Origin of the sequence: Streptomyces sp. NPDC127097 (assembly GCF_042724075.1) — a bacterium.
Classification (GTDB): domain Bacteria; phylum Actinomycetota; class Actinomycetes; order Streptomycetales; family Streptomycetaceae; genus Streptomyces.
In genome coordinates this window covers 1-25,013 of record NZ_JBHXFI010000001.1, presented here as the reverse complement: position 1 = coordinate 25,013, position 25,013 = coordinate 1, and the positions used below count along the sequence as shown (strand labels likewise).

General features: G+C 73.2%; 19 protein-coding genes. 11 read left to right on the top strand and 8 right to left on the bottom strand.

The window, feature by feature from the left end; genetic code table 11:
* Positions 1-238 precede the first annotated feature (238 nt).
* Together ACFWJW_RS00095 and ACFWJW_RS00090 are read left to right on the top strand one after the other, a co-directional pair.
* Entirely contained in the window at positions 239-961 is a 723-nt protein-coding gene (locus ACFWJW_RS00095) for a sigma-70 family RNA polymerase sigma factor (protein ID WP_387232525.1), read from the top strand.
* Positions 958-2,292 (top strand): zf-HC2 domain-containing protein, encoded by a 1,335-nt coding sequence (locus ACFWJW_RS00090; protein WP_387232522.1) that lies wholly within the window; start codon positions 958-960, stop codon positions 2,290-2,292. The genes ACFWJW_RS00095 and ACFWJW_RS00090 overlap by 4 nt, the downstream gene beginning before the upstream one ends.
* Before the next feature lie 185 nt (positions 2,293-2,477).
* Here ACFWJW_RS00090 and purU read toward each other — a convergent pair whose 3' ends face one another.
* Both purU and ACFWJW_RS00080 read right to left on the bottom strand, forming a co-directional pair.
* The gene (gene purU / locus ACFWJW_RS00085; RefSeq protein ID WP_085926914.1) at positions 2,478-3,368 is read right to left on the bottom strand and encodes a formyltetrahydrofolate deformylase; all 891 of its coding nucleotides are present in this window, start codon (positions 3,366-3,368) and stop codon (positions 2,478-2,480) included.
* A gap of 32 nt (positions 3,369-3,400) precedes the next feature.
* Positions 3,401-3,859, bottom strand: a complete 459-nt coding sequence (locus ACFWJW_RS00080) for a hypothetical protein (protein WP_387233403.1) — start codon at positions 3,857-3,859, stop codon at positions 3,401-3,403.
* A gap of 171 nt (positions 3,860-4,030) precedes the next feature.
* On the opposite strand from ACFWJW_RS00080, the gene ACFWJW_RS00075 reads away from it, so the two are divergent.
* A complete protein-coding gene (locus tag ACFWJW_RS00075) occupies positions 4,031-5,377 on the top strand; it encodes an ABC transporter substrate-binding protein (protein WP_387232518.1) in 1,347 nt (448 codons plus the stop codon).
* Between the two features lie 76 nt (positions 5,378-5,453).
* On the opposite strand, the gene ACFWJW_RS00070 is transcribed toward ACFWJW_RS00075, so the two are convergent.
* Positions 5,454-7,271 (bottom strand): hypothetical protein, encoded by a 1,818-nt coding sequence (locus tag ACFWJW_RS00070; protein WP_387232515.1) that lies wholly within the window; start codon positions 7,269-7,271, stop codon positions 5,454-5,456.
* A gap of 205 nt (positions 7,272-7,476) precedes the next feature.
* Positions 7,477-8,871: a transcriptional regulator gene (locus tag ACFWJW_RS00065; protein ID WP_387232512.1), complete on the bottom strand. Its 1,395-nt coding sequence runs from the start codon at positions 8,869-8,871 to the stop codon at positions 7,477-7,479.
* A gap of 448 nt (positions 8,872-9,319) precedes the next feature.
* On the opposite strand from ACFWJW_RS00065, the gene ACFWJW_RS00060 reads away from it, so the two are divergent.
* From ACFWJW_RS00060 to ACFWJW_RS00035, 6 genes are all read left to right on the top strand, one after another.
* Positions 9,320-9,991 (top strand): bifunctional DNA primase/polymerase, encoded by a 672-nt coding sequence (locus ACFWJW_RS00060; RefSeq protein ID WP_387232510.1) that lies wholly within the window; start codon positions 9,320-9,322, stop codon positions 9,989-9,991.
* Positions 9,992-10,121: 130 nt separating this feature from the next.
* A complete protein-coding gene (locus tag ACFWJW_RS00055; protein ID WP_387232507.1) occupies positions 10,122-11,006 on the top strand; it encodes an ABC transporter ATP-binding protein in 885 nt (294 codons plus the stop codon).
* Positions 11,003-12,640 (top strand): transporter, encoded by a 1,638-nt coding sequence (locus tag ACFWJW_RS00050; RefSeq protein WP_387232504.1) that lies wholly within the window; start codon positions 11,003-11,005, stop codon positions 12,638-12,640. Before ACFWJW_RS00055 ends, ACFWJW_RS00050 begins: the two co-directional genes overlap by 4 nt.
* 211 nt (positions 12,641-12,851) lie before the next feature.
* Positions 12,852-14,972, top strand: a complete 2,121-nt coding sequence (locus ACFWJW_RS00045; protein ID WP_387232501.1) for a hypothetical protein — start codon at positions 12,852-12,854, stop codon at positions 14,970-14,972.
* Complete coding sequence (locus ACFWJW_RS00040) at positions 14,962-16,272, top strand: hypothetical protein (RefSeq protein WP_387232498.1); 1,311 nt, start codon at positions 14,962-14,964, stop codon at positions 16,270-16,272. Before ACFWJW_RS00045 ends, ACFWJW_RS00040 begins: the two co-directional genes overlap by 11 nt.
* Positions 16,273-16,888: 616 nt before the next feature.
* Complete coding sequence (locus ACFWJW_RS00035) at positions 16,889-17,494, top strand: hypothetical protein (RefSeq protein WP_387233401.1); 606 nt, start codon at positions 16,889-16,891, stop codon at positions 17,492-17,494.
* 123 nt (positions 17,495-17,617) lie between these two features.
* Here the strand turns inward: ACFWJW_RS00035 and ACFWJW_RS00030 are convergent, their stop codons facing one another.
* Together ACFWJW_RS00030 and ACFWJW_RS00025 are read right to left on the bottom strand one after the other, a co-directional pair.
* Positions 17,618-18,493, bottom strand: coding sequence for an alpha/beta fold hydrolase (locus ACFWJW_RS00030; protein ID WP_387232495.1), 876 nt, complete (start codon positions 18,491-18,493; stop codon positions 17,618-17,620).
* 495 nt (positions 18,494-18,988) lie between these two features.
* Positions 18,989-19,681, bottom strand: a complete 693-nt coding sequence (locus ACFWJW_RS00025; protein ID WP_042147339.1) for a metal-dependent transcriptional regulator — start codon at positions 19,679-19,681, stop codon at positions 18,989-18,991.
* 185 nt (positions 19,682-19,866) lie between these two features.
* Between ACFWJW_RS00025 and ACFWJW_RS00020 the strand changes: the two genes are divergently transcribed.
* Positions 19,867-20,634: an SIS domain-containing protein gene (locus ACFWJW_RS00020; RefSeq protein ID WP_387232492.1), complete on the top strand. Its 768-nt coding sequence runs from the start codon at positions 19,867-19,869 to the stop codon at positions 20,632-20,634.
* Positions 20,635-20,647: 13 nt separating this feature from the next.
* Here ACFWJW_RS00020 and ACFWJW_RS00015 read toward each other — a convergent pair whose 3' ends face one another.
* A complete protein-coding gene (locus ACFWJW_RS00015; protein WP_387232489.1) occupies positions 20,648-22,174 on the bottom strand; it encodes a PAS domain-containing protein in 1,527 nt (508 codons plus the stop codon).
* Positions 22,175-22,625: 451 nt separating this feature from the next.
* Entirely contained in the window at positions 22,626-23,249 is a 624-nt protein-coding gene (gene pdxH, locus ACFWJW_RS00010; RefSeq protein ID WP_387233398.1) for a pyridoxamine 5'-phosphate oxidase, read from the bottom strand.
* 468 nt (positions 23,250-23,717) lie between these two features.
* Between pdxH and ACFWJW_RS00005 the strand changes: the two genes are divergently transcribed.
* Complete coding sequence (locus ACFWJW_RS00005) at positions 23,718-24,821, top strand: citrate synthase 2 (protein WP_387232486.1); 1,104 nt, start codon at positions 23,718-23,720, stop codon at positions 24,819-24,821.
* The last annotated feature ends 192 nt before the right edge of the window (positions 24,822-25,013 follow it).

The following is a 25,013-nucleotide window of genomic DNA, read 5'->3' as shown; positions in this document are numbered from 1 at the left end:
CCACAAAGCGCTGCCATCCCTCGCCACACAGCGAGACCATCCGACGTGAGGTCCTTACCATCCCCGTCCCCGTCAGGGCTCGGTTTGCCGCAAAGGAGCGTGCGTTGTCAGACCCGCGCATTACATTCGGTAGCACGGTGGTTTCTGTGATCGTGCGCACAGCTCCGGGCGGGCGTGCGCGTACAGAAGTGACGGCTGAGGAGTGAGCCCGGAGGCGACGGGCAGGGATGGGGTTCCTATGGGACACGACGCGCCACCGCGCTGGGACAGGCGGATGCAACAGCGGCTCGCCCACGGCGAGGCGGCGGCCCTGGGCGAGCTCTACGACCGCTTCGCCTCGCTCGTGCACAGCCTCGCCCACCGCGTCCTGGACGACGAGGACGCCGCCGACCGCCTCACCCGCGAGGTGTTCACCTACATCTGGGAACACCCCGATTCCTACGACCCCAAGCAGGGCCCGCTGCGCTCCTGGATCGCCGGTGTCACCCGCCACCAGGCCGTCCAGCGGCTGCGCCAGACCGAGGCGGCCTCGGCGCGCGACTGCGGAGCCGGGGCCCCGGAGCCCGCCGAAATAGAGCAGAAGATCCGCGAGGCTTCCACCGCCGCCCGCGCCGACTACATCGTCACGTCCATGCCCGCGCCCCTGCGCGCCGCACTGGAGCTGGCGTACTTCCAGCGCCGGGACTACCGCCAGACCGCCGCCGACCTCGGCGTCACCGAGGACGAGGCCCGCCGCCGGCTCCGTCTGGGCCTGCAACTGCTCTCCACCGCCCATCACCACCACGCCCTGCCGCCCGGCCACCGCGCCTCGTACACCGCCCGCGGCGCACGCCCCTCCCCCGCCGCACCCACCGCGCCACCGGGGCCGCACGCTCCCCGCGGCCCGCTCCCGTCGCACTCCCAGCACACCGGCCCGGGATCCTCCGCACCACCCGGTCCGGGCCCTGGGCGGTCGCGGTGAAGGGCCCCGACGAGTGGGACGGCCGCGAGCTGCCCGGCAGCCCCGGTGAGCGGCCGCGGATACCCTCCCCGCGCTCCGCGGCCGAGGACCACGGCCCCCTTCCGGACACCCCGCCGGTGCCCGTCCACGACCCGGCGAGCGACACCGTCGAGCCCCTTCCGGCGGCCGGGCCCGGGTCCGAGCCGCCCGCCGCGCCCCAGCCGCTCCCGGACCCGGATCCCGCCCGGCCGCACCGGGTCCTCAAGTCGCTGCTCGGCGCCTGGGCGCTGGCGGCCTGCTCCGCCGAGGAGACGGCCGCCGTCGAGACGCATCTGACCGACTGCGCCTCCTGCGCGGACGAGGCGCTGCGGCTGCGCGATGCCGTCGGGCTGCTGCACCCCGCCGACAGCCTCGACCTCGATCCGCTGCTGCGCTCCCGCGTGCTGGAGGGCTGTCTGGGCCGGCGGCCGGCCCGTATCCCGGTGCCCGACTGGGCGGCGCCCTATGACGCGGAGACCGCCAAGCTGGATGCGCTGCTGCATGACATGGGCGAGGCGGAGTGGCGCGCTCCGGTGCGGCTGCGCTGGTTCGAGGGCGACCGCCCGGTCGAGCGGCAGACCACGGTCGCCGGTGTCATGGGGCATCTGATGGCGGTGGACGGCCTGGTCGCGACGGCCCTCGGGCTGACCGACCCGCTCGGCACCGCCGCCCCGCCCGGCACCCCGGACCCCCTCATCCGTACGGAAACGTTCTGGCGCGCGGCACACGAGACGCGGCGTCCGCTCACCGTCCACGCCCCGTGGCGCGACCAGAGCTATGCGCTGATGCGGCAGGTGTCGTTCGCCGGCAGCAGGGTCGCCGAACTCGCCGTCCCGTATGGCGACTTCCGGCTCGCGCTGCGCGACTCGTTCCTGGACCGCGCCTTCGAGTGCTGGGTGCACGCCGGCGATATCGCGGAGGCGGTGGACTACCCGTACGTACCCCCGGCCGCCGCGCACCTCCACCAGATGGTCGACCTAGCCGCCCGGCTGCTGCCCAGTGCGCTGGCCGACCGCCGCCGGGCCGGGCTCGCCGCGCCGCCGCAGCGGCTGGTCGAGGCCGGCGCCCCGGGCCGTACGCTCCATCTGGAGGTCGAGGGCAACGGCGGCGGCCACTGGTACATAGCGCTGGACTCACCGGCCGCCCTGGGCACCCCGGAGCGCACCGTCGCGCATATCGCCCTGGACAGCGCCGAGTTCTGCCAGCTGGCCGCGGGCCACATCTCCCCCGAGGAGGCCGCCGCGGGCCAGGACGGCGAACGCGACGCGATCCGCGATGTGCTCTTCGCGACGGCGTCGCTGTCGCGTCTCTAGATGCTGGGCTGTGGCCAGGCGCCGGCCTGTCGCCGGTGGCCAGGCGGCCGGCCTGTCGCCGGTGGCCAGGCGCCGGCACGTAGCCAGTAGGGGGCGGTCGAACAGGTCCCGTAGGGGGTCCGAGCGCCCCCTCGGGGGCCACAACGTGCGAGGTGCGGAGGGTATTCCGGCCGTCCGGCCGTTCCCTACGCGAAGACGACCGTCCGGCTGCCGTTCAGCAGGACCCGGCGTTCGCTGTGCCACTTCACGGCGCGTGCCAGGGCCTGGCACTCCACGTCGCGGCCGATCGCCACGAGCTGGTCCGGTGTGACCTCGTGGCCGACCCGCTCGACCTCCTGCTCGATGATCGGGCCCTCGTCGAGATCGGCGGTCACATAGTGCGCGGTGGCACCGATGAGCTTCACCCCGCGGGCGTGCGCCTGGTGGTACGGCTTGGCGCCCTTGAAGCTCGGGAGGAAGGAGTGGTGGATGTTGATGATCCGGCCGGACAGCGCCTTGCACAGATCGTCGGAGAGCACCTGCATATAGCGGGCGAGGACCACCAGCTCGACGTTCTCCGCCGCCACCAGCTCCAGCAGCTGCGCCTCGGCCTGGGCCTTGGTGTCGCGGGTGACCGGAATGTGGTGGAAGGGGATGTCGTACGAGGCCACCAGCTCGGCGAAGTCGGTGTGGTTGGAGACCACGGCCGCGATCTCCACCGGCAGCGCGCCGATCCGGGAGCGGAACAGCAGATCGTTGAGGCAGTGCCCGAACTTGGACACCATCAGGACGACCCGCATCTTCTCGTCGGCCCGGTGGATCTGCCAGTCCATGCCGAAGGAGTCGCCCACCGCCGCGAAGCTGGCCCGCAGCTTGTCGACGCTCACCGAGCTGTCCGCGCTGAAGTGGACCCGCATGAAGAACAGCCCGGTGTCGTGGTCGCCGAACTGCTGGCTGTCCTCGATGTTGCAGCCGGTGATGAAGAGGTAGCTGGACACGGCGTGCACGATGCCCTGCTTGTCGGGGCAGGACAGGGTGAGGACGTACTGATCGTTCCGATCGTGCTGACCGGGCTGGGTGGGCTGCGACTCGCTCATGACCTCATAGGGTCGCACACCCGCGGAGCAGGTCAGGCCGGGGAGTCCGGTCCGCCGGTCATGATGGCCAGCACCTCCAGCGAGCGCGGCGCGGCATCGGGGTCCTCGCCGTCCGCCGTCGCCAGCTGGACATGGGCCTCCCGCGCCGCCCGTACGGCCTCCGGCCAGCCCTGGTGGGCCATGTACGCGGTGACCGGGGCGTCCGCACCGACCTGGTGCATGATCCGCAGCACCCGCAGCACGGCGACATCGACGAGCTGCGCTTCCTGGGCGTCCCGGAAGATCGTGCCGACGTACTTCTCGGCGGACCAGTTGTCCAGCCAGGTGTCCTCGACGAGCCGGTAGACGGCGTCGGTGACGTCTCCGTACCCGGGGCGGCCGGCCAGCCAGGTCTCCTGCTGGAAGGCGGGGTCGGAGAGCATGTGCAGCGCGGAGCGCACATTGCTGCGCCAGCGCCACCACGGCATGTCGTTGAGTGGCATGCCGCCCATGGTGGTCGAGCGGCGGCCGCGACGGGAAGACTTCTCCGAACCTTGCACAGTATTGGATCGTACGTTCCGCGCGGATGATCTCAAGCGGGCCCCCGGAGTTCACCTTGCCGTCACCATCCGTTGCCTTGTCGTCACTCAGCCGTTCCTGGCAGGACGGAAGGCTGCGGTGCCATGACCGGACGGCGACGCTCCTCCCCCCGCCCTTCTTCTCACGCCCCCGCGGCCGGTGCGGCGGTGGCATGTACGGCGGTCATCGCGTCGCTGCTCTCCGGCTGCGGCTCCCTCCCCGGAGCCTCGGGGGACTCCGGGGAGAAGGACCCGGTCACGGTCATGACCTGGGCCCCCGAGAGCACCAAGGCGACGAATATGCCGGGTATGCCCGCCATGGCGCAGGCTTACGCCCGCTGGGTCAATTCCCGGGGTGGTATCAGGGGGCATCACCTACGGGTGCTGACCTGCAACGAGCGCAATGACTCGGTGTCCGCCGCGCAGTGCGCCCAGCGCGCGGTGGACCGCGGCGCGGTCGCCGTGGTCGGCTCCTACAGCCAGTTCGGCCGCTCGTTCATGTCGCCGCTGGAGGTCAAGGGCGTTCCCTTCATCGGCGGCTACGGCGCCTCGGACGAGGAGTTCGAGAGCCCGCTGTCCTACCCCGTCAACGGCGGGCAGGCGTCCCTGCTCGCCGGGAACGGCCGCCAGTTGGCGCGCGACTGCCGGCGCGTCGCGCTGGTCCGCCCGGACACCATCCAGGGCGACCAGATGCCGTCCCTGCTCAACTCCGGCCTGGAGAACGGCAGTCGGCACCCGGCCAAGGACATCAAGGCGCCCGAGGACGGCACCGACTACTCGTCCGCGGTGAACCGCGCCCTGGACGGCGTGGGTGCCGACCCGGTCGTCTACGGCACGTCGAAGGCCGGCGGTAAAGCGGACGGCTCCTGTGTGACCGCCTCGCTCGGCGATCACACCGATGCGTTCTTCGACTCGTTCCGGCGGCTCCAGGAGGACAGCCCCCGGGTGCGGGTCGCCTCCGTGCTCGGCAGCGTCGGCCAGGCACTGGTGAACCGTACGGGCGGCAAATCCGGGCCGCTGGAAGGCGCGGACATCACCGGCTGGTATCCGGCCGCCGGCGATTCCCGCTGGGCGCCGATGCGCAAGGTCATCAACGACTTCGCGTTCAACGACAACCGCATCGACCCCGCCGACCAGGGCGCGCAGACGACCTGGATCGCCTATACGGTGCTGCGGTCGATGATCGAGCAGCTCGATGACCAGGGCGTCGAGGAGATCACCCCGCACTCCCTCCAGACCGCGCTGGACCGCGGTGACCGTGCCGTCGACACCGGCGGGCTGACCCCGAAGCTGCGCTGGCGCGAGGACGACATGCTCGCCGTCCAGGACTACCCCCGCATCGTGAACGGGACGGTGACCTACCAGGTCGTGCGGGACGGCGAGTTGGTCTCCGCCCGGCACGGCTTCGTGAACGTCACCAAGACGCTGGAACGGCGGCGCACGGACAGCTGAGCCGGGACGGGCCGCCCGGCGGCGCACGGACGGCTGAGCGGGACGGGCCGCCCGTTGGCGCCCGTCCCGGCCCGGCTCAGAGCTGCTCGGGACGGCGCTCCGTCAGCCCGTACTTCTTGGCGAGCGGGTTCCAGATCTGCGCCGCCTGCTTCTTGGCGAGGGTGGCCTGCCCGCTGGCCGCGTTGCCCTGGGCGGTCTGCCGGGTGACCCGGGCCTTGCCCTTGTGGCAGCCCTTCTTGCCTCCGACCTGCCCGGCCCAGGCCGCGTAGTGGTTGTCCGCGGACGCCGAGGACTGCCATGCCTTGGTCAGCGCGGCGGTCAGCCGGTCGTGGTTGGGGATCTTGTCGACGGGCAGCTGCTGGAGCCGCTTCACCAGGCTGTTGCGCTGCCCGGCCGCGGCCCGCAGGTCCTTGGCCGCGCCACCGAGGTTGTCGCAGGTCCTGATGCTGTTGACGGCATTGATCACCGAGGAGCGGCTGTTGTTGCTGTCGCCCAGCAGCGCGTCCAGCCCCTTGGCCTGGGCCTCGGCCGGGTCGGTGGTCGGCTTCGGCTGCTCCGACTCCTTGGCCTCCTTGGGCGTATCGGCCCCGGAGCCCTGCTTCTTCGCGGTCTCCTCGCTGCCGCCGCCGCTCAGCGCCCAGCCGAGGCCGAGGCCGGCGCCCGCGAGCGCCACGATGACGATGCCGACGATCGCGATCGGGGCGAGCCGGCGGCGTCCGCTGCCGCCGTCGTCGAAAGTGGGCCGCGGCTCGTAGCCGCCGGGCGGGAACTGCTGGCCGTGGCCCTGGCCCTGCTGCCCGTACGGCGGGCGGCCCGGGTCCTCGAAACGCGGCAGCTGCGCGGTGGAGTCCGGGGCGGCGGCCGGTCCGGTCTGGCCCGGTGCGCCCGGCCCGTCGCGGAACAGGCCGTCGAACTCGGCGGGGGTGGGGCGGTCACCGGGCGCGCCGGGGCGCACGCCGTACGGCGCGCCGGGCGGCGGGGGCGGCGCGGCGGCGCCCACCGGGGCGATGAGCTGGGTGGCCTCGGCGTCGCCCGTGCCCTGGGCACCCGGCATCGGCTGGGACTGCGGCATCGGCCGGCCCTGGGGTCCGCCCTGGTTCGGCTTGATCGCGCGCAGCATGGTCGTGGACTCGTCGGGCGTCTCGGGGCGGCCGGCCGCCTCGGGCGGCAGCGGCGCGCTGCCGGGGCCGCCGGCGGGGGCACCGATAGGCGGAATCAGCGCGGTGGCCTCCGCGTCGCCCGCGGCGGGCGGCAGCGGCGCACCGGTCTGCGGGGTCGCCCGCACCAGCTCTCCGGACGGGCCCAGGGGCGGCTGCCCGTACTGCTGTTGAGGCTGCTGGGCCTGCTGTGCCTGCTGGCCGTACGGCTGCTGCGGGATCTGCTGGCCGTACGACTGCGGGCCCTCGGGCGGCAGCGCGCCGGGCGCACCCTGGCCGGGCTGTGCGCCGGGCGGCAGGAGCGCCGTCGCCTCGGCGTCGAAGCCGGGTGGCGGCTGCGGCGCGGCGGGCTGCTGGGGCGCCTGCTGCGGTGCCGGGGGCGGCATGGCCGGCGGCTGCTGTCCCTGGGGCGCGGCCGGGAAGCCCTGGCCGCCCTGCGGGTGCGGGGCGTGCGCCGGGGCGTGGCCCTGCTGCGGTCCTTGGCCGTAGCCCTGCTGCGGGGCCTGGCCGTAGCCCTGCTGCGGGGCGGGCTGTCCCTGGGCGGGCGCCTCGCCGTACGGCTGCGGGGCGGCGGCCTGCTGGCCGGGGCCCCAGGGCTGGCCCCACGGCTGGCCGGCCGGCGGCGCGGCCTGCTGGTCGGGCACCCACGGCTCACCGTTGGCGGGCAGCACAATGCCCTCTCGCGCGGGACCGGCCGCAGAATTCTGCGGGTCGTGACCCTGTCCGCTCTGCGTCACCGTGACTCCTACCAACGTGCAGACCTACGGAATCGTCGGCTGCACGCTACCGGGTCGCAGCAACGTTCGACCACGTCGCCTGGTCACCGCCCCCGCCCGCCCCCGGAACCTCCTGGCAGGCCCCGCCGCCTGGGCTTTCCGACGTGCCACGACAAACCCGGCGTCGCCCGACAAAGCAGTCGTCACCCCTGGGGTGAGGCGCTGGTCACGCCGCCGTGGCCCGCAACTCCAGCCGCGCGCTGAACTCCCGCACCACCGGTTCGTCCCGATAAGGCTCCAAACGCAGCTGAAAGTCCTCCAGGTACTCCGCGCCGCGGTCCGAACGCAGTCCGCTCAGCAGGTCCACCGCCTGGGTGCCCGTATGGCAGGCCCGTTCCACCTCGCGCTGCTGCACCTGCGCGCCGGCCAGCAGCAGCAGACCGATGGCCCGGCGCCGGGCACGGCCGGGCGGATGCCCGTCCAGCGCCTCCTGTGCTCGCTGCGCGGCGGGCCCCGGCTGCCCCAAGTCACGGTGGCAGTGGGCGAGTTCGTCGGCCAGGTAGGCCGGGTCGAAATGGGCGATCCAGATCGGGTCGTCGCCCGCGTCGGCGGCCGCTTCGGCACGCTCCAGGGCGGCGACCGCCCGGCCGGCCACCACCTCGAAGGCCCGCCCGTCGCCCATCAGCGCGTGCCCGCGCGCCTCCGCGGCGCAGAACATCGCCTCCGCGCGCGGTGTGACATGGCCCCGGGCGCCTTCCTGTGCGGCGCGCGCGAGCTGGGCGATCTCCCGTGGGTTGCCGAGCGAGGCGGCGAGATGGCTCATGCTCGCGGCGAGTACGTAGCCGCCGTAGCCGCGGTCACCGGCCGCCTGGGCCAGCCGCAGCGCCTGGATGTAGTAGCGCTGGGCGAGGCCGGGCTGGCCGGTGTCGACGGCCATGTAGCCGCCCAGTTCGGTCAACCGCGCGACGGCGGCGAAGAGTTCGCGCCCGACGGACTCCCGGTACGAACCGGCCAGCAGTCCGGAGACCACGCTGTTGAGGTAGTGCACGACGACCGGCCGGACATGTCCGGAGCCGAATCGGTGGTCGAGCTCGCTGAGCGCCGTGGTCATCGCGCGGACCGCCTCGACGTCCGAGATCCCGACCCGGGCACCGGCGTTCCGGGCGACCTGGGTGTCCGCCCCGGTGATGAGCCAGTCGCGGCTGGGCTCCACCAGGGCGGACGCCGCGACCGTGGAGCCACTGAGGAAGTCGCGCCGGCCGACGTCGCTGCGCCACAGCTCACAGACCTGCTCGATCGCCCCGAGGACGGTGGGCGAGAACTGCAACCCCACACCGGACGCGAGGTTCTTGCCGTCGGCCATCCCGATCTCGTCGATGGTGACCGTGCGCCCCAGCTTGCGCCCCAGCGCCTCCGCGATGACGGCCGGGGCGCGGCCCCGTGGTTGCTGGCCGCGCAGCCATCTGGCCACGGAGGTCTTGTCATAGCGGAGGTCGAGACCGTGTTCCGCACCGCACATGTTGACGCGGCGGGCGAGGCCCGCGTTGGAACAGGCGGCTTCCTGGATCAGCGCCTGGAGCCGTTCGTTGGGCTGCCGTGCGACGAGTGGCCTGGCGGCCATGCTTGTACCCCCTGAGTACCGCTGTGCGTTCACCGCCGAACGCCGTTCCCCGTGATCGATTCCCCAGGAATATGCCGGATATCCGAGAGATCCTGAATATGCGCGATAGGTGGGATCGTTGTGATATGCGCTGTGCCAAGGATGCTCGGTCCTGAGCGCTTTTGCGCCAGGTCCGGTGCCCCCTCGGTGCAGCGCCGTTCACGGGTGGGAAAGGCTGCGGGGTGCCGTGCACAGATCGCGGCGCCGCCGTGCCGGGCTCCCCCCGGGTGCACCGCGACTGCCGCCGGGCGGTCCCTCCGCCCGTCACGCAGGTGGCTACCCGCTCCTCGGGCCCCGCCCGCATACGCGCCCCCACCGGTGCACCCATGCGCCCCACGTGCGAGAACGATGCGCCCTGAGGTCCACCCCTGAGCCGTAACCCTTGGTGACGGCGGAAGTTGTCCTCAGCGTGGAAAAAACCATCGGAGTCACAGAAGCCCCGCACATCCCCCTACAGCGCGGCGAGCAGCTGATCGACACTGCGGTGCGTTACGCGGAAGAACGGCATTGGGACGTGTTCCCCGGCGCATGGCTGGAGCACGACGGCGAGACCCCGCGCTGCTCGTGCGACGCCGCCGACTGCGCCGTACCGGGCGCGCACCCCACCGGGCCCGGCTGGGCCGGACAGGCCAGCGGCAGCGCGACCGCCGTCCGCCGGATGTGGAGCAAGCAGCCGCGCGCCTCGATCCTGTTGCCCACGGGCCGGACGTTCGAGGCGCTCGACGTGCCCGAGACCGCGGGCTGTCTGGCGCTGGCCCGTATGGAGCGGATGGGGCTGACCCTCGGCCCGGTCACCCGTACACCCGCCCGCCGGATGCTCTTCCTCGTGCTCCCCGGCGCCTCGGTGAAGGTGCCCGCCCTCGTCCGCACCCTGGGCTGGGCACCGGCCGCGCTCGATCTGATCTGCCGCGGCGAGGGCGAGTACATCGCCGCACCACCGACCCGTGTGGGCGCGCACGGCATGGTGCAGTGGGCGCGCCGCCCCACCCCCGCCAACCGCTGGCTGCCGGACGCGGAGGAACTGATCAGCCCGCTCGCCTACGCCTGCGCACGGGACGCGGTCGCCCTCCGGGCACGCTGATCCCGGACCGGTCCGCTCGCTTGTCCCCAGGCTGTCCACAGTCCCGCCACGGCCCGGAATCCGCCCGTATCGTGGGATGCCGGACGGGGGTCGGGACCGGCCCCTGCGGGGACGTCGAAGGGCAGGACCGGTGGCGAACGAGCCGGAACACATCGAGGAGCGGGGCGCCTCGGCACCGCCGCAGCGCACCACGGCCACTTCTCCGGGCGGGCCGGCCGCGGCCACCGGGGGCGGCGCGGCCGGTCCGCCCGCCGTCCGCGTCCAGGGCCTGTGGAAGAAGTTCGGCGAGCAGATCGCCGTCAACGGCATCGATCTGACGCTGCCCGCCGGCCGCTTCATCGGACTGGTCGGCCCCAACGGCGCCGGCAAGACCACCACCCTCTCCATGGTGACGGGCCTGCTGCGGCCGGACGCCGGGCTGGTCGAGATCGGCGGGCACGACGTCTGGAAGGACCCGGTGTCCGTCAAGTCCCGGATCGGGGTGCTGCCCGAGGGACTGCGGCTCTTCGAGCGGCTGTCGGGCCGCGAACTCCTCGGCTACATAGGGCGGTTGCGGGGTCTGCCCGGCGACGAGGTCGACCAGCGGGCCGCTCAGCTGCTGGACGTGCTCGATCTGGCCGGCGCGCAGCACAAGCTGGTGGTGGACTACTCCACCGGTATGCGCAAGAAGATCGGGCTGGCCGCGGCGCTGCTGCACAACCCCGAGGTCCTCTTCCTCGACGAGCCCTTCGAAGGCGTCGACCCGGTGTCGGCGCAGACGATCCGCGGCGTACTGGAGCGCTACACCACCTCCGGTGCGACGGTGATCTTCTCCAGCCATGTGATGGAGCTGGTCGAGTCGCTCTGTGACTGGGTCGCGGTGATCGCCGCCGGGCAGATCCGGGCTGACGGCCCGCTCGCGGAGGTGCGCGGCGCGGCACCCTCGCTTCAGGACGCGTTCCTGGAACTCGTCGGCGCGGGTGACCGCGGCGCGGCGGCGAACCTGGACTGGCTGGGCGGTGGCGGCGCCCGATGAGCACCGAATCCGCCGCGGCGGCCGTACGCCCGGCCGCCGCGCCGTCCCTGACCGCCGTCTTCGTGCGGCTGAAGCTGAGCCTGCTGCGCAACGGGCTGCGCCAGTCGACCGGGCGCACGCTGGCGTATGTCTCCTCCGTCCTCGTCGGCCTGCTGTTCGCCTCGGGTGTCGTCGTGGGGCTGATCGCGCTGCGCGGCAACGCCCATGTCGGCGCGCTGGTCGTGCTGCTGACCGGGATCCTCACCCTGGGCTGGGCGGCGATGCCGCTGTTCTTCCCGGCGAGCGACGAGACCCTCGATCCGACCCGGCTGGTCATGCTGCCGCTGCGGCCACGGCCGCTGATCGTCTCGCTGCTGGTGGCCTCTCTCGTGGGCATCGGCCCGGCCGTCACCCTCGCGCTGGTGACCGGCTCGGTGATCGCGGTCGCCGACGGGCCGGCCGCCGCGGCCGTCGGTGTGGTGGCCGTGGTCCTGGTGGTGCTGGTGTGCGTATCGCTGGCGCGTGCGGTCGCCACCGCCTCGGTGCGGCTGCTGACCAGCCGGCGGGGCCGCGATCTCGCCGTGCTGAGCGGTCTGTTCATCGCCCTCGGCGCCCAGGGCGTCAATATCGCCGCCCAGAAACTGGGGCGGTCGGACGGCTTGGCCGTACTGGAGCCGCTGGGCAACATCCTGCGGTGGGTGCCGCCGGTCTCGGCGGTGGGCGCCGTCGACGACGCCGGACACGGGGCGTACGGGCGGGCGCTGGCCGGGCTGGGGCTGACGGTGCTGGCGCTGGTCCTGCTGCTGTGGTGGTGGCAGCGCACCCTGACCACCCTGATGACGTCACCGGACTCCTCCACCCTCCAGGCGGTGGAGAAGGACAGCGCCCGGCGGTCCGGCGGCGGGGAGCGGGGGCTTGCGCGGATGCTGTCGCGCGGACGCACCGGCACGGTCATCCTCCGTACGCTGCGCTACGGCTGGCGCGACCCCAAGTCGAAGATGTCGTGGGCGACCGCGATCGGCGTCGGTCTGCTGGTGCCGGTCGTCTCGGCCGTGCAGGGCAACGGCAGCATCTACACCGCGTTCTCGGCGGCCACGCTGCTCGGCATGCAGATGTACAACCAGTTCGGGCAGGACACCTCGGCGTTCTGGATGGTCGCCTCGACGATCTCGACCCCGCGCGACGCCTACCAGGAGCTGCGGGCCCGCGCGCTGGCGCTGGCGCTGGTGGCCATCCCGTACGTCACGCTGGTCGTCGTCGGCAGCGCGGCGCTCATCGGGCCGTGGTCGGCCTTCGTGGAGGTGTACGGGCTCTCGCTGGCGGTGCTGGGCGCGCTGCTGGCCACCGGGGCGATGTCGTCGGTGGTCTTCCCGTACTCGATCCCCTCGGAGGGCAACAAGAACGTCGCACCGGGACAGGGCGCGATCGCCTGGTTCAGCCTCTTCGGCGGGGTCGTGGTGGGTGCCGTGCTGTGCGCGCCGCTGCTGGCGCTGACGATCTGGCTCCATGTCGCCGGTCTGCACCATCTGTTGTGGGTGCTGCTGCCGGTCGGCGCGGTCTACGGCGTGGGCATCGCGGAGCTGGGGCTGCGGCTGATGGCGCCGCGGGCCGCCCGGCGGCTGCCGGAGATTCTGGCGGCCGTCAGCAAGGGCTGAGCGCGCGCGGGCCGGGCGGCGGTGGCCGGGCCGGGCCGAGCCGCGGGTTGCCTCGCCGGACCGGGCGCCGGTGGCCTCGCCGGACCGGGCGCCGGTGGCCTCGCCGGGCCGGGCCGCGGGGGCCGCGCCGGAGAGTTATCCACAGGCCGCACCGGCCGGCGCGCGGTGGCGGTAGCGTCATCCACGACCTGGACGAGGGGTGGTGGGGGCGGTGCGGCGCGCCGGATGGGTGCTGGTGACGGGCTGGTTGGCGGTGCTGTTCTGCGCCGGGGCGGTGCGGGCGGCGCCGGCCGGCCCGGACGCACCCGACGAGCCGACGCAGTACGCGTACCTCGCCGCGCAGCTCCGCAAGAGCCCGGTCTATGTCAGCGACCAGATCCCGCGCGAGGTCCCCCGCTCGACCGCGCCCGCCTTCGGCCGCGAGGCCCGGCGGCTGGGCGTTCCGACGTACGTCATGGTCCTGCCGCACACCTCCTACGGCACCGAGGCGGACGGCCTGCTCGCCGGTGTCCATGACCGGCTGGGGCGCCGGGGCCTGTATGTCGCCCTGAGCGACACGGGACTGGACGCGGCGCAGACCTACGGCGTGGACCTGCCCGGCACGGCGGACGCCGTCTCGGAAGCGGTGTACGCGATGCCGTACGACGCCACTCCGCGCGAGGTGTTCCGGCACTTCGTCGAGGTGGTCACCTCCGGGCAGGCGCATCAGCGCGCCGAGGAGGCCCGCGCCGCACACGAGGACGAGGGGCTCGACGACGGCCCCGGTCTGCACACCGACACCACCGAGCGCGAGAACCAGAGCTTTGTGACGGGCATCGCCGTCCTCGGCATTCCGCTGACCGTGCTGCTGGTGACGGTCCATGCCCTCCAGCGGCGCCGGGTGTGGCAGGCCGCGGCGGCGGGCGGAGGGGCGCGCGTACCAGCGGCGCGCGGTGGTGCGCAGGGTGGGGGCAAGAAGTCCGGCGGGGGAATGAAGGCCGGCAACACTGCGGGCGGCGCCCGGCGGCGGCCGGGCGCCGGTCCCGGTCCGTTCCCCCGCGCGCGGCTGCTGCCCCTGATGGCGGGTGCCGCCGTGCTGGGCGGACTGATCGCCTTCACGGCGTCCCAGATCTTCGACGACACGACCAGTGGCGACGGCTCCCGTCCCACGGCCGCCGATATGCGGGCCCGGATCGACCGGGTGTCCGCCGGGCTGCGCCGCGACCCGCTCTACCTCGACCCGGAGAGCCGGTCCACGCTGGACGCCGCCGAGCGCGACCGGCTCCGCAAGCGGCTGCGGGAGCTGGACGTTCCGGTGGTGATCGCCGCCCTGCCCACCCCGCCGGACGACGAGTCCGGGGGCAGCACGGAGCTGCTGGCCAAGGAGTTGCACGACCGGCTGCGGCGCGATGCCCTGATGGTGTTCGCCGACCCGGCGACCGGCGGTATCGAACTCGTCAACTACAGCACCCGCGTCGATGACAGCTATCTCGTCGACCGCCCGCGCGACCTCACCTACACCGGGCCCGCCGAGGAACAGCTGGGCCGTCATCTGGACGAGCTGCTCACGTATCTCGGCAAGGCCCCGCGGGCCAAGACGGGCGGCAGGCCCTATGACCCGCCGCCCGCCGCCGACCCGGTCGAGGAGAAGGCGCTGCCCGGTCTGTTCACCGGGGACTTCGAACCCGGCATGGTGATCGGCACGTTCGCCGCGGGACTGGTCTTCGGGCTGGTGGCGGCGGCCCGTGCCGTCGCCCGCCGGCTGATACGGCGCGGGAGGCCGGCGACCTCGGGAGCGGGCGGCGCCGCGGCACCCGCGGCGCCGGACAGGCCCACGCTTTCCTGGCTGCGGCGCACCGCCCGGCAGGATCTCGACGCCCTCACCGCCGCGTTGGAGGCGTCGGCCGCGCCGTCCGAGGAGGCCCGGCGCCGGGCCTGGGAGTGCCTGGACGCCGCGGCGCTGCTGGTCGACGGCGACAGCGACGGCCGGATCGACACCGACGCCGGCCCCGCCGGCCTTGCCTGTGCCGTGGTGCTGGCCCGCGCCGGACGGACCGCGCTCGGGGAACCGGCCGCCGCGCGGCAGGTCTGCCACCGCAACCCGCTGCACGGCGCGGCCCGCAGACGCGCGACGGCCCGGCCGGCCGACGGCGGTCCGGCGCGGTCGCTGCCGGTGTGCGAGGCGTGCCGGGTGGCGTCCGGTCCGGTGTTGCGGCTGCGCTCCTCCGGGGGCGGCGAGCGCGGCGGATACGTCCCGTACGCCACCCTGCCCGGACCGCTGGCCGCGCTCGGCGACGGCGTCGGAATCGATCAACTCACCCGCGATGTACGGGAGTACTTCGGTGTGCACTGACCTCCTCCACCCCGCCGGCCCGCAGCGGGCCGCCACCACCCGCCGGCTGCGCAGGGCCCTCGCCGTCGGCGTCGCGTCCGCCGCGCTGCTGTGCGGCACCGCGGCGCCCGCCGCGGCCGCCGAGAGCCCGGGGCAGAAGATCGCCGACGCGCTGCGCCACTCCCCCGTCCATGTCGACCCATCCCTGACCTCGGCCATCGACGCGGAACAGCAGCGGGAGCTGGCCGCGCGGATCCGGCGGACCCATCTGCCGATCCGGGTCGCGCTGGTACCGCTGGTCGAGGGCGACAGCTGGGGCGGCAAGCCGGAGCAGCTCGCCGAGGTGGTCCATGACCGGATGGGCGGCGGCCCCGCCATCCTCATCACCCTCGGGGACCAGCCCGATGACATCTCCGCCCGCGAATGGCCCTCGGGCACGCATCAGGCGTTCCACGCCGCCGCCGCGGTCTTCTTCCAGAAGGACATGCGGGGCGCGGGCCCGGCGAAGCGGGTCGCCCGCGCGATCGACATCATCGAGGCCGGTAACGGCGATGCGGTGTACGAGCGGGCCACCGCCGATCTCGGTGCCCCAACGCCGACGCGGACCACGGCGGACGGCGCGGGCGCGAAGGACGCGTCCGGGCCCGGCTCCCCTCTCGTGCGGCTGCTGTCGCTCGTCGTCGGGCCGGTGCTGTTGCTGGCCGCGGTCGGGCTGTTGCTGCGGCGCCGGTCGCGGCTGCGGGACCTCTCGACACCGTTCGCGCTGCCGCGCTCGGTCTTCGCCGCCGCCCGGCAGGCGGACGAGGCGGAGCTGCGGGACCGGGCCGCCGAGGAGGTCGTCCGGCTGGGCGAGGAGTCGCGCACCGCGCAGGGCGCCCCGGCAGCGGTCGAGCGGGCACTCGACGCGTATACCGCGGCCGGCACGGTCCTGGACCGGGCGCGTGGAGTCCCGGACCTGGCAGGGGTGTTCGCGCTGGTCGCCGAGGGCCGGGCGGCCCTCTCCGGGGCCGCGGAGGCGCTCCCGCTGTGCTTCTTCCATCCCCTGCACGGCCCGGCCGTCCGCCGCATACCCTGGCGGCCACTGGGCCGGCGCGAGCAACTGCGGGTGGCCGCCTGCGAGACCTGTCTGCGCGCGATACGCACCCGGCGTGCCCCGGAGGTGCTGACCGACCGGCAGGACGGCCGCCCGGTGCCGTACTTCGAGGTCCCCGCCGAGGACAGCCTCTGGGCGGCCACCGGCTACGGCTCCCTGCTGAGCGGCACCGACGACTCGCTCGCCGGACGGGTCCAGCGCGGCGACTTCACCCGCACCCAGGACTGACCCGGCCCGGCCCACGGTTCCCGGCTCGGTCACCCACGCCGTCGGCATGACGCACGGCAGCGCGCCCCCCGACCGGTGCCACCCGCGCTGCCCACAGCCCGCCACGGCCCGCCGGCCTGTGTCCACACGCCGCCCGCACACCACCATCGCCCGCCGGCCCGTGCCCCCACGCCGCCCGCACTGCGCAACCGCCGGCAGCCCGCCACCGCCGGCAACCCACCGCCGGAAGCCAGAAGCCGGCAACCCGCAGTCGGCAGCCGGAGGCCCGCAACCCGCAGCCGTAAACCGACAGCCGCCCCCCAGCCGCCCCCGCACCTGCCCCCGCCCCCGCCCCCGCCCCCTCAAATATTTCTCCCGCAATCAATGCCGCACATCAATCACATGGAATTCACCGCCAATTGGACAAACGCCCGGCAGAACACCCCAGCTTTTTCGGGAATTTCACGCGAATCACCGGTGACGGTCCCGGGCCCCTCGCACGGCAATGTTTCGACAAATCCGAAAGCCCCCTCCTATGCTCCGCTGACACAGCCGTTCGCACACCCATGGGGCCGTTCACGCATCCATGGGCACTGAATGGTGCGACGGGGGAAACGTCTGTCAGGAGAATGCTGTGCTGCACAAGAAGACCGCTTTGCTGCGCGCCGCCGCGCCCGTCGCCGTACTGGCGCTGGCACTGACCGCCTGCGGCGGCAAGAAGAAGAGCACCACCACCGCCGACGACGCGCCCAAGACGGAAAAGGGATCGTCGGCCCCGGCGGACAGCGGTGAACTGAAGCCCGGTCAGGGTGGTACGGGGAAGTTCAAAGAAGAGAGCGGGACCATCACTTACGAGGTCGCCGCGCAGAAGGTGCATGTGGGCACCGAGGCCGAGACCAAGAAGCTGGTCTCGGACCCGAAGCGGGCCAAGGGGCTGGTGGCGGCCACCGCCTGGGTGAAGTACACGAACAAGGGCGGCGGTGTCGTCAAGGAATCGCCCGACGTGGCCGACGAGTCCGAGATCTACGCGGACGGCCAGCGCGGCGGCCTGCTCATCGGTGCCGCCGAGGACGGTCCGGGCTGCGAGGACGCCCTGGACATCGAGAACTGGAAGGCCGGGCAGAGCCACACCATCTGCCAGACCTACATGATCCCCAAGGGCACGAAGTCCGTGGAGGTCCACTGGGCGGGTGAGGGCCAGAGCGGCTCGCCGCTGATCTGGAAGTTCGACAACGCCGGCTGAGCCGACGGCAGGCCGGATGCCGTGCGCCACGCCCTCGGGGCCGTGGCGCACGGCAGAGGGCCCTTAGGGCGCGTCCGCAAAGCCCCGCCCTACGGGCGAACGACGGGACCGTGCGGACACGCCCTACGCCGGCATCGTGGCCGCATGGAGAAACGGTTCGATGGCGGCGCACCAGGCGTCGGGCTGTTCCCACGGGAGCAGGTGTCCGGCGTCGGGGATCTCGGCATAGGCGCCGCGGGGCAGCACCCGGACCATCTCCTGGGCCTCGGCGCGGCCGAGTTCGGCATCGAGGCCGCGGACCACGAGGGCCGGGCACGGCACCTGGGCGAGCTCCTCCCAGTGGGCGTCATGCACCCAGGTCTCCCGGGCGCTGAGCATCTGCCGACGGGAGAAGACGGGCCGCCAGCCGTCGGCGCGCTCGGCCATCACCTCGGCGAAGAATTCCCCACGGGCGGGTCTGGGCCGCTCCAGGGTCGGATCGTCCTCGCCGAACCACTTACGGACATCCGCGAGGGTGGCGAACGGCACCGGCCAGGACCGGAACCACTCGGTCCATTCGCGCTGTGAGGCCGCGCCGAGGGCCGAGGCCCGCATATCGCAGATGACCAGCGCACTGACCAGATCCGGCCTTCGGGCCGCTAACTGCCAGGCCGTCAGGGCGCCCATGGCATGCCCGACGAGGGCGACCGGGGCGAGGCCGAGCTGCTCGATGGCGGCGATGGCGTCATCGACGTATGCCTCGCGGTCGTACGGCCCCTCGGCGGGCTTCTCGCTGCGGCCGTGGCCCCGCTGATCCAGCGCGACCGGGCGGTGACGGGCACTCAGGCGGCGTGCGGTGGCCGCCCAGTGCGAGGCGCGCCCCATCAGGCCATGGAGCAGCAGCACGCCCGGCCGCTGCTCGCCCTCCTCCAGCCCGCCGCCGCTCTTGGGCGGGTCGGTGAACTCCCAGGCGGCGAGCCGCACGCCGCCGGCCCCTGCTACATCGATGCGCCGCACCATGTGCCCTGGCACCCCCAATCGTCCCTTGCGCAGCACCACACTATCGAACCCCTATTCGAACGCACCGTTCCGACGCGGAACACCCCTCGTTCGAGTGACCTCGCTCAAGGATTGGCCGCGCCCGCCACGGGGAGACATCTGCCGGGAGGCGGGCCCTACCGGGAAGGGGGCCCGTGGGGACAGACCCTGGGAGCTCGGGGCTCCGGGTCTGGGGTGGGGGACATGGGGAGGCAGGGCCCCGGCTGCTCGCAGCGCCGGGGCCCTGACTGTCTCCCAAATACGTGGATGCATCCGAGCCCCCTCCCTGGCCAGGACAGGCCGATGCATGGCCATGCGTCAGGGTGGCACGAGACCGGCCGTATCGCACGGATTCGCACAAGTCCGTTCAGCGGGACGGAACGCGCCGAGCCCGCCGAACGGCGCGTCGGCGCAGCTCAGCGGGCTCGGGACGAGCTATGGGCGGAAGCGCGAAAAGGAAACCGGCCGAAAGCGATGTCAGCGCTTGGCGACGAAGACATGCGAGGCGATCTCGGAGTCCAGCTCGGCGGCCTCGCCGCTGCTGCCGACCAGCACCCCGGCCGGCGACTCCGTCACGCTCACCACCGCGCCCGGCTGCACACCGGCCCGCCGCAGCGTGTACATCAGCTGGGCGTCCGCCTGGATCGGCTCACCGATCCGGCGCACCACGGCGGTCTTCCCGTCGGCCCCGGCGTCCAGATCCATCAGGCTCACCATGCCGGCGTCCAGGAACGGGTCGCCCCCGGTCTTCTCGCCCAGCTCCTCCAGCCCCGGGATGGGGTTGCCGTACGGGGACTCCGTCGGGTGCCGCAGCAGCTCCACGACGCGGCGCTCGACCGCCTCGCTCATCACATGCTCCCAGCGGCACGCCTCGGCGTGGACCTGCTCCCATTCGAGCCCGATGACGTCGACGAGCAGGCACTCGGCGAGGCGGTGCTTGCGCATCACCCGCGTCGCCAGCCGGCGGCCCTCCTCCGTCAGCTCCAGATGCCGGTCGCCCGCGACCTGAAGCAGGCCGTCTCGCTCCATGCGCGCCACCGTCTGGCTCACCGTCGGGCCGCTCTGTTCGAGCCGCTCCGCGATGCGGGCGCGCATGGGCACCACACCCTCCTCTTCCAGCTCGAGGATGGTGCGGAGATACATCTCCGTGGTGTCGATCAGTCCGGACATGCGTGCCCCTCGATGTGTGGTGCGGTGGCCCTGGACTCAATTCTGACGCATCCCACCGACAACGGTGCCGCCTCGTCCGCCCCCCGGTCCCTCCCGGCCGTATTGACAGGGCACTGGTCCAGACCGCAACGTGATCCGCGCCACTGATCAAATGCGCCGAGATCCGATGAGAGGGGCCCGCGGCCATGGCTGAGAGCGACCGGAGCGACCGGCTGGCCGGGAAGTACTTCGACGCCGCGATCGACCTGCTGCGGCGGGTCCGCGACGAGGAGGGCGACCGGATCACCGCCGCCGGCACGCTGATCGCGGACACCGTCGCCGCGGGCGGCCGGGTCTTCTCCTTCGGTGCCGGGCACTCCTCGCTCCCCGCCCAGGACACGGTCTACCGCGCGGGCGGCCTGGCGGTCATGAATCTGCTGTCCGTCCCGGGCGTGGTCGGCGTGGACGTGCGGCCCGCGACCCTGGGCAGCGCGCTGGAGCGGGTCGACGGGCTGGCCGGGGCCGTATTGGACACCAGCCCGCTGGAGCCGGGCGATGTGCTGGTGATCATCTCGCTCTCCGGGCGCAACGCACTGCCCGTCGAAATGGCCCGGCACGCCCGCGCCCTCGGCATCAAGGTCATCGGCGTGACCTCGGTGGCGTACGCGGCGGCGACCACGTCCCGGCACGTCTCCGGGGACTTCCTCAAGGACCACTGCGATCTCGTGCTGGACAGCCGGATCCCGGTCGGGGACGCGGAGCTGACGCTGAAGGGCATCGACGCGCCGTTCGCCCCCGCCTCCACGGTCGTCACCAGCGCGATCATGCAGGCCGTGGTGGCGACGGCCGCGGGCACCCTCGCCGAACGGGGCATCCAACCGCCGCTGCTGCGCTCCGGCAACGTCGACGGCGGTCACGACTGGAACGCCGGGGTGATGAGCGCCTACAGGGACCGGATCTTCTACCGGCAGTGAGCGGCCGGCACGCTCAGCACGAGGCCGCACCCGCGAGGTCCATGGCCGCCGCGATCCGGGCCGCGACCTCCTCGGCGTAGTCCGCGTCCGCGCGGTCGAACGGGCGGCGCGTGGGCGCCCGCAGAAAGGTCACGACGCCGAGCCGGCGGCCGCGGCTGCACAGCACCACGCACAGCCCGTGCACGGTGCCCTCCGGCCAACGACGGGCGGCCGCCCAGCCCTCGGGCGAGGCGGGCCCGGCGCTCGTACGCACCGAACCGCGCCGCTCGTACGCCTGGATCGCCGGATGGCCCGGCATATACGGCACCGGAATGCCGGTCGCCGCCGGCGTCCCGGACGGGCCGGGCGAACCGGCCGGGGACGCCAGCGCCCGCACCAGCCGGGGCGCGCCCGCCGGCGCCCGGCGCCCGGCATCCGTGCCGGTGCCGGCGGCGTCCCCGGCCCCGGACGCGGCCCCCGGCTCGGCACCCCCCGCCGCGGCCTCCGCACCCATCGCGCCCACCGCCTCGTACGCGTCGAGCGCATCGCCCTCGGCGACCGCCCCGAACGGTACGGGCGCGGGTGTCGTGGCGAGATCGACCAGGCCGTGGTCCGCGAAGCCCGCCAGGGCGAAGTCGAGGTGGACCGCGGCGGCCTCGGCCGGGTCCGGGCAGTCGGCGGCCGCCCGGCCGGCGCGGTGGAGCTGCTGGGCACGGAAGCGCAGCAGGGAGTTCTCCTGCTCGGCCCGCTTGGTGTCCGTGACGTCCTGGAAGAGCCAGGCCACGCCCAGCGGTACCGGCTCCTCCGCCAGCGGGGAGGCCAGCCGGACGAAGCCGCTGCGCCAGCACCGGCGCGGCACCTCGGCCTCCTCGGCGCGCAGCGTCACCCACAGCTCGCTGACGGCCGGCGGCGCGCCCTCGGCGAGCACGTGCTGAAGGGCGCACTCCAGCTCCTCGACGCCCTGCGCCAGCAGCTCGCCCAAGGGGCGGCCCAGCAGGGCCGTGCGCCCCACGCCCAGGGCGCGGGCGGCGTGCGCGTTGACGACCGCCGGCCGCAGATCGGCGTCGATCAGCACCACGCCCCACGACGCGTCCTCGAACAGCGCCTCGCTGAGCGCGATGGACCGCTCCAGATCCATCTGGGTGTGCACCTCGCTGAAGGCGCAGTACACCCCCGCGACCCGGCCACCGGGGGCGCGGACCGCGGAGGACTGGGTGCGCACGAGCACGCGGTGGCCGTCCTTGGTCAGCAGGGCGAACTCATGGACCTGGCGGCCCGGGGAGCGCATCGCGGCCGCCAGTGCGGCCTCGATCCCGTCGGCGTCCTCCTTGCGGACCGCCCAGCCGGTCAGGCCCGTACGGCCGACGGCCTCGGCGGTGGTCCAGCCCAGGATGCGCTCGGCCTCGTGGTTCCAGTGCGTGACCGTGCCGTCCGCGGAGAACGCGACCAACGCGGCGTCCATACCGTCCAGGAGCGCGGCGAGCAGACCCGAGTCCTCGGTCTCGTCGGCGGCGCAGCGCGCCGAGGCCGACGAGGCGGAAGAAGCTGACGAAGCAGTCACTGGCACCCCTCACGAACGCGGCCACACATGCTCCACCTGGGAACATTCAACTGGAACGTGACACAGCGCACACGGGATTCGCGGAAATCGTTGCCAACGGGAAATTCCCTTGTGTGCGGCCGGACGGCTTCCTAGTGTGTTGAGCACACGAGAAGGGAGGTGGTTCGGCAGATGATTTCGCACCGGACGCGTGAGGTGGCTGCGGGCTAGCGGCCCGTCGCTTCACCGCAGTGCAGCGCCGGACCGGCGCATCCTCGGATGCGCAGCCGGCCAATCCCAAGCAGTCACCCGACCCGTGGGCTGCCGGTTCGTCCGACCGGCCCTTCGCGCCACCCAGCGCGGAGGAACGAGCCCACGGGTCGTCTGCGTCTGCGTCTGCACACAACAGGCGCACACTCGGCGCCGGGGCACCGACCCGGCGGCGCCGTCCCGCTCTCAGGGCGCCCCGCTCTCAGGGCGCCAGGCGCTCCACACTCCAGCCGTCGCCCGCCCGCACGTACCGCAGCCGGTCGTGCAGCCGGTTGAGCCGGCCTTGCCAGAACTCGATCGTCTCGGCGGCGATCCGGTAGCCGCCCCAGTGGGGCGGTGCCGGCACCTGCTCGCCCTCCGGGTAGCGGGCCGCCAATTCCTCGTAGGCGCGCTCCAGTTCCGCGCGCGAGCCGACCCGTGCGGACTGGTCGCTGGCCCAGGCGCCCAGCTGGGAGCCGTGCGGGCGGGTGCGGAAGTAGGCGGCGGTCTCGTCCCGGCCGATGCGCTCCGCGGTGCCGGTCACCACGACCTGACGGGCGAGCGGGTGCCAGGGGAACAGCAGCGAGATGGCCGGATTTTCGGCCAGTTCCCGCCCCTTCCGGCTGTTGTAGTTCGTGAAGAACACAAAGCCGCGGTCGTCGAACGCCTTCAGCAGGACGGTCCGTGAGCTCGGCCGGCCCGCCGGGTCCACGGTCGAGACGACCATCGCGTTCGGCTCGTGCAGACCGGCCACGGTCGCGTCCTTGAACCAGCGCGCGAACTGGTCGTACGGGCTGGCGGCGAGGTCGGACTCGACGAGTCCCTCGGCGCGGTAGTGGGCACGCATGGAGGAGGGATCGGGGGTCTCGGCATGAGGCGCGTCGGCGGGGTGCACGGCCTCATCTTGCAACACCCGGTCAGACGCGGTCAGCCGGGAGGGGCGGAAGTCTGCCCCTCGTCGACCGGCCGTAACCCTCCCGACAGCAGATCGACCGGTGTGCGGGTCGCACCCCTCCGCGCAGGTGAGGGACCCGCCACAATCAGGGGCAGGCCCCCTGTGGCCCCCGGGCGGGGAGAGCTATCGTGACCGTCCGGCCTGACGGGGCGCACCACAGCACCTGCCTGCCCGCGGCCGACCACCGCGGGCACGACCCTCGCGTGACCCACGCCCTGGCGGGGCATCACCGGGGTGACCGGTACGGACCGCGAGCTGCCGGCGCAGCCGCGGAGCCGCACCGGCACCGCACACCAGAGACTCGACCGCACGGCAGCTGGTCACGGACCGTTTGCCGTCCCCATCTTGAGGAGCTGCCTGATGTCCGACTTCGTACCCGGGCTCGAAGGAATCATCGCGTTCGAGACGGAGATCGCCGAGCCGGATAAGGAAGGCGGTTCGCTCCGCTACCGCGGTGTGGACATCGAAGACCTCGTCGGCAAGGTGTCCTTCGGAAACGTCTGGGGGCTGCTGGTCGACGGGGCGTTCAACCCCGGACTGCCGCCCGCGGAGCCCTTCCCGATCCCGGTGCACTCCGGTGACATCCGGGTCGATGTGCAGTCGGCGCTCGCCATGCTCGCGCCCGTATGGGGCCTCAAACCGCTGCTGGACATCGACGAGCGGACGGCCCGGGACGACCTCGCCCGCGCCGCCGTGATGGCGCTGTCGTACGTGGCCCAGTCGGCCCGCGGGCCGGGCCTGCCGATGGTGCCGCAGAAGGAGATCGACAAGGCGGAGACCATCGTGGAGCGCTTCATGCGGCGCTGGCGCGGCGAGCCGGACCCGCAGCACGTCAAGGCCGTCGACGCCTACTGGACCTCGGCCGCCGAGCACGGCATGAACCCCTCCACCTTCACCGCCCGCTCCATCGCCTCCACCGGCGCGGACGTGGCGGCCGCGCTGTCCGGTGCGGTCGGCGCGATGTCCGGCCCGCTGCACGGTGGTGCGCCCTCCCGCGTCCTCGGCATGATCGAGGACGTCGAGCGGACCGGCGACGCGTCGGCCTACGTCCGCCAGGCCCTGGACAAGGGCGGCCGGCTGATGGGCTTCGGCCACCGGGTCTACCGCGCCGAGGACCCCCGCGCCCGGGTGCTGCGGCGGACCGCCCAGGAGCTGGGCGCCCCCCGCTTCGAGGTCGCCGAGGCACTGGAGAAGGCCGCCCTCCAGGAACTCCGCAGCCGCCGCCCCGACCGGGTGCTGGCCACCAACGTCGAATTCTGGGCCGCCATCGTCCTCGACTTCGCCGAGGTCCCGGCGCACATGTTCACCTCGATGTTCACGTGTGCCCGCACGGCGGGGTGGAGTGCGCACATCTTGGAACAGAAGCGGACGGGCCGACTGGTCCGGCCGTCGGCCCGGTATATCGGGCCCGGGGCCCGTAGCCCGCGGGAGATCTCTGGGTTCGGGGACATCGCGCCGCGTTAGTCCGGCTTCCCACGTTTTCGGCTGTCCCGTCGTCGGGGACCTCGCTCTATCGCCTGCGGCGGGCGTTGCCGCTGCGCGGGGCTGTCGGGGTGCGGTGACGGACCTCCGGGGTAGGGGTGTGGGACTGCTTCGCTTTACGTCCCACACCCCTACCCCACCCCCCCCGCCCCAACCCCAGACTGTGGGGGAGAA